This window comes from Porticoccus sp. GXU_MW_L64, from assembly GCF_052983295.1.
The window spans coordinates 1-4,672 of sequence record NZ_JBRKJK010000032.1; the positions used below are offsets into that span (position 1 = coordinate 1).

Sequence of the window (4,672 nt, forward strand, 5' to 3'; positions counted from 1 at the left end):
TTAAAGAGTCTTGACGCATTTTGGAGAAAATCCAGTTATGGCACGAATACCGGCAGAGCAGATCGAGAAGCTAAAAAACGAGGTGTCATTGCTGAACCTGATCGAAAGCCAAGGCTATGAGCCAGTGAAGCAGGGCAAGGATTACGCGATCTGCTGCCCGTTCCACGAGGAGAAGACGGCCAGCCTGATAATCAGCCCATCCACCAACCTGTTTAATTGCTTTGGCTGTGGTGCCGCCGGTTCAGTCATTGACTGGGTGATGAAGACCCAGGGTGTCAGCTTCCGCCACGCTGTGGAAATTTTGCAATCCGATGCCTCTGTTTTAGCCGCTCCAGCCCAGCCGGTAAAACGCTCCGTGGCCAAGAAATTAGACTCTCTGCTATCAGAAGATGCCGAGGTGCAACCTCTGCTGCACCAGGTATTGGATTATTACCATCAAGCATTGAAGGAAAGCCCGGAGGCGTTGGCCTATCTGGAAAGCCGTGGATTGAATAACCCGGAACTGGTCGAGCGTTTTAAGCTGGGCTACGCCAACCGGACGCTGGGGTATCGATTGCCACCAAAGCGCACCAAGGCGGGGGATGCGTTGCGTGGCACGTTGCAGGAAATCGGTATTTATCGGTCATCCGGCCACGAGCATTTTAATGGGTCGTTCGTTGTGCCTGTGTTTAATGCCTCTGGTGATGTGGTGGAACTGTATGGCCGGAAAATACGGGACGATCTTCGTAAGGGGACGCCGAAACACCTGTATCTACCTGGCCCTCATGCGGGTGTGTGGAATGCGGAAGGTCTGGCCGATCAGAAAGAAGTGATCTTGTGTGAAGCCTTGATTGATGCGATGACGTTTTGGTGTGCGGGGTATCGGAATGTGACGGCCAGCTACGGCACACAGGGTTTTACGGACGATCACTTGGCGTTGTTTAAACAGTGCGATATCGAGCGCGTGTTGATTGCTTACGACCGGGATGAGGCCGGAAATACGGCTGCTGAAAATCTGGCTGTTCGACTGCAAAAAGAAGGCTTTGCCTGTTATCGCCTGAACTTCCCAAAAAGTGCTGACGCGAATAGTTACGCGCTTGAAGTCACCCCCGCCAGTAAAAGCCTGGGAGTTGTAATCCGTTCGGCGCAGTGGCTTGGAGAGGGGGAGGAGCCTTCTTCATTAGCTGCTGAATCCACTGTTGTTGAATCCGAACCTTTGCCACCAGCGGCGGCTGTTCCTGACGCGCCTGGTGTGTCTGTTGATGCTGACATCTCCGACAAGGAAATCCACCTTGCCTTTGGTGATCGCAAGTATCGGGTGCGTGGCCTTGAGAAGAACAAAAACTACGAAGTGTTAAAGGTCAATGTGCTGGCCAGTAACGAATCAGGGCTTCATGTGGATAGCTTTGATCTGTACTCGGCCAGGCATCGGCAGGGGTTTATCAAGGTGGCGGCGCTGGAGTTGTCGGTGGAGGAAAGCACGTTAAAAGCCGACCTGGGCAAGGTGTTGTTAAAGCTGGAGGAATTGCAGGAACAGTTGATTGGTGGTGTCAGTGATGAGAAGGCTGTTAGCCATACCCTGAGTGAAGCTGAACAAACCGAGGCCCTGGAGTTGTTGCGTGATCCTGAACTGCTTAATCGCATCCTCACCGACTTTAGCCGCTGTGGTGTGGTGGGTGAGGAAGTGAACAAGCTGGTGGGCTATCTGGCGGCGGGGAGTCGCAAATTAGATAAACCACTGGCGGTGATAATCCAGAGTACCAGTGCCGCTGGTAAAAGCTCATTGATGGATGCGGTGTTAAATCTGATGCCGGAGGATGAACGGGTGCAGTACTCGGCCATGACAGGGCAATCCTTGTTCTATATGGGCGAGACCAATTTAAAACACAAGATACTGGCGATTGCGGAGGAAGAAGGGGCCAGCAATGCTAGTTACGCCCTCAAGCTGTTGCAATCGGAGGGGGAGATCACTATTGCCAGCACCGGGAAAGATGATGACACCGGAGAGCTGGTAACAAGGGAGTATCGCGTTGAAGGGCCAGTGATGTTGTTCCTGACCACTACCGCCATTGATATCGACGAGGAGCTGTTAAATCGTTGTTTGGTGTTGACGGTGAATGAATCCAGGGAACAGACTCGGGCCATCCACGAAGCGCAACGTCGGAGGCGGACTCTTGAGGGCTTGCAGGCCAAATTAGAGAAAGATCGTTTGGTTGCTCTTCATCGCAATGCCCAGCGCCTGTTACGGCCGCTGGCGGTTATCAATCCCTACGCCGATCAGCTGACCTTCCTCGATGACAAAACCCGTACCCGCCGAGACCATGAAAAATACCTGACACTGATCGACAGTATTGCTTTGCTGCACCAGTACCAGAGAGAAGTAAAAACTATTAACCACGCTGGCAAGGATCTGGAGTATGTGGAGGTGCAGCTGAGTGATATCGAAACCGCCAATCGGCTGGCCCATGAAGTGCTTGGGCGCACCCTGGATGAGCTGCCGGCCCAGACTCGAAAGCTGTTGCGGTTGATCCAGGGAATGGTGCGAGAGGCTTGCCAGGCGGACAGTATTGAACAGCGTGATTATCGATTTAGCCGCCGGGATGTTCGGGAATACACCAGTTGGGGCAACACCCAATTAAAAGTGCATCTGAGTCGGCTGGAGGAAATGGAATATCTGTTAAGCCATCGAGGAAAGCGTGGGCAGTCTTACGAATACGAATTGCTGTTTGATGGCAGTGAGAGCGATCAACCACAGGTAATGGGTTTAATTGATACCCAAAAACTCCAGTACGACAGAAAGAAGTCGGGGGTAAATCAAGAGAAGTCGCCCCGTGGTCGGCCCCAAGTCGGGGGGCGGTCGGAGTCGGTAAAGTCGCTACAGCCCAGTAATGGCAATGGTTTTAGTGAAAGTAGTCGGGTTGGCGTCGAAAACACTACTACGTTGAAAAACAACAGCCGGTCGTACCGTAGTTGCACAACCCCATTAGCTGCTCAGGCTGCGGGTCAGTGAAATGGCCGACGAACCAGCCGACCCGGAGAGCTTTGCCAACCACCTGAACCGCTATTTTGTTAGCTGCCGAGCCCAGGGTTATACCGAGACGACAATCAAGACTTGGACAGCGAATCTGCGCTTGTTTACGGAGTGGTGTTCAGATCGAGGGCTGACCCAGCCCAAGCAAATCACTTACCCCATCCTTAGTCGCTATCAACGCTACCTGGTGTACTACCGGCGGAGTAATGGCGAGCCTATCTCGACCCATACCCAGGGTGTAAGACTCAGTGCTATAAAGGGCTTTTTTAAATGGCTGACCCGCGAGCGTTATATCCTCTACAACCCAGCCAGTGAGTTGCAGTTACCAAAGAAACAGCGGCGGCTGCCGAAAGCGATACTGACGGAGCAGGAGATTGATAGCATCCTGGATCTGCCGGATATTAACGATCCCTATGGCTTGAGAGACCGAGCGATCCTGGAGGTGTTGTACTCCACCGGAATACGGCGGATGGAGCTGGTGAACCTGACCGTGCAGAGTATCGATCAGGCACGAGGCATCGTGTTTGTGGAGCAGGGCAAGGGTCAGAAAGATCGCGTGGTGCCCATTGGTGACAGGGCGTTGGATTGGGTCAAGCGGTATATGGCCGGTGTCAGACCCGAACTGGTGGCCGGAGAAGATGACTGGACGCTGTTCCTGACCCAGTACGGTGAGCGGTTCTCGAATGAGGGCATATCGCGACGAGTCAAAAAATACATTGATCGAGCCAATCTCAATAAAACTGGCAGTTGCCATCTGTTCCGACACGCGATGGCAACCCATATGCTGGAGAATGGTGCGGACATTAGATATATCCAGGAGATATTGGGGCACAGCAAGTTGGAGACCACGCAGATCTATACCCAGGTGTCGATCCTGAAATTGAAGGAAATCCATAAAGCGACCCATCCGGCGAAGGTGGAAGGGCGGGAGAGTGAGTAGCGAGTGGAAGGATGGCAGAGACGATAAGGCAGCCGCTGGTCACATCAAGCCCTGCCATCCGCTGTGCAAAAACGGCAAAGCGGTTGCCAGGGCTACATGCGTCCAGCGGCATTTATCCATTTACCAACCCCCGCGCTTCCAGGCGCCAGCGCCTTGCAGGGCGCGCCCCAGGCGTGGGGCTTCACCGCCCCAGCAGCACTTAACATAATGCTGAAATTATGCGCAGTGGGTTATGTCGTGCGCCGGGCAGGGCCATCCCAATAGCCAGCAATGTAAGGCCGGCACACCACACAACCCACTGTCCGCTGCGCCGCATAATTTGCATTATGTGTAAATGCCGCTGTGGCTTTAAAGGTGCGGCAAGCCGCCAAAGGCACTCTCTATAACCGTTGTCTCAAGTCCTCTGCGTTACGCGCGGAATCAGTCAATCACATTGCCCACCCTCCAGCGCCGCGCGTGGGCACCTGCGGTGCAGGCCGCTAAAAAGCCAGCGGCCTGCATCCTCGCCGCCTTCGCTAAACCCCTATCCTTTTTTAGCTGCTAAACAGGGGCGCTGCCGCGCCCCTGCAACACCACTAAAAACAGCGGCTAAGGAAAAAAGTGCGTCTGGGGATTTTTTGGGGTATGGTCGTAAAGCCTTCGCGCGATTGCTCTTTAACACCTTGATGCCTCTGGGGAAAACCGCCTTCGCCTACGACAAGTGCGTCGGGGTCATTAAATGG

2 protein-coding genes are annotated in these 4,672 nt (G+C 53.7%); both read left to right on the forward strand.

The window, feature by feature from the left end:
* Nucleotides 1–37: 37 nt before the first annotated feature.
* Complete coding sequence (locus ACVBEJ_RS14425; protein WP_447130335.1) at nucleotides 38–2,989, forward strand: CHC2 zinc finger domain-containing protein; 2,952 nt, start codon at nucleotides 38–40, stop codon at nucleotides 2,987–2,989.
* Between the two features lies 1 nt (nucleotide 2,990).
* On the forward strand, nucleotides 2,991–3,950 hold the full coding sequence (gene xerC, locus ACVBEJ_RS14430) for a site-specific tyrosine recombinase XerC (protein WP_447130336.1): 960 nt from the start codon (nucleotides 2,991–2,993) through the stop codon (nucleotides 3,948–3,950).
* The last annotated feature ends 722 nt before the right edge of the window (nucleotides 3,951–4,672 follow it).

Excerpts from the sequence above, each read along its gene's own strand:
- ACVBEJ_RS14425 (WP_447130335.1), top strand. The coding sequence starts at position 38 with ATGGCACGAATACCGGCAGAGCAGATCGAGAAGCTAAAAAACGAGGTG.
- xerC (WP_447130336.1), top strand. The coding sequence starts at position 2,991 with ATGGCCGACGAACCAGCCGACCCGGAGAGCTTTGCCAACCACCTGAAC.